This window comes from Methylobacterium sp. WL116 (genome assembly GCF_008039455.1).
GTDB lineage: Bacteria > Pseudomonadota > Alphaproteobacteria > Rhizobiales > Beijerinckiaceae > Methylobacterium.
Window position 1 is genome coordinate 1 of record NZ_VRUV01001098.1, and the last position, 542, is coordinate 542.

General features: G+C 71.0%; 1 protein-coding gene. It reads right to left on the reverse strand.

Going from position 1 to position 542, the window contains the following annotated elements:
* Window positions 1-542: methyl-accepting chemotaxis protein (locus tag FV223_RS29570; protein WP_246689875.1), on the reverse strand; the 542-nt coding region annotated here is incomplete at both ends.

Consider the following 542-nt stretch of genomic DNA (forward strand, 5'->3'; position numbering starts at 1 on the left):
GTGATCTCCTCGATCGTGCGCTGGGTCGTGTCGGAGCGCGCCTTGCCGGTGGCCGCCCGCTTGACCGCCTCCTCCGTCAGCATCACCGAGGTGTTGATGCCGCGCTGGATCTCCGAAAGGATGCCGCGCACCTGCAGGGTGGCCGCCTTGGCCTGGTCGGCCAGAAGCTTCATCTCCGAGGCCACCACCGCGAAGCTCCGCCCGCTCTCCCCGGCCGCCGCCGCCTCGATCGCGGCGTTGAGCGCCAGCAGGTGCGTGCGCTCCGAGATGTCGTTGACCGTCTCGATGATGTCGCCGATCGTCTGGGTCTTCTCCGACAGCGTCACGATGTTGCCGGCCACCGCCTCCGCCTGCTCGCGGATCGCGTCCATCGCCCGCGCCGTGTCGGCCACCGCGCGCAGGCCCTGGCGCGAGGTCTGGGCCGTGGCCTGGGCGGTGGCGATCACCTCGCCGGCCCGCTTCGTGATCTGCGCGCCCGAATGGGTGATCTCGTCCACCGTCGCCGCCGTCTCCTGCACCGCCGCGAACTGCTCCTCCACCGA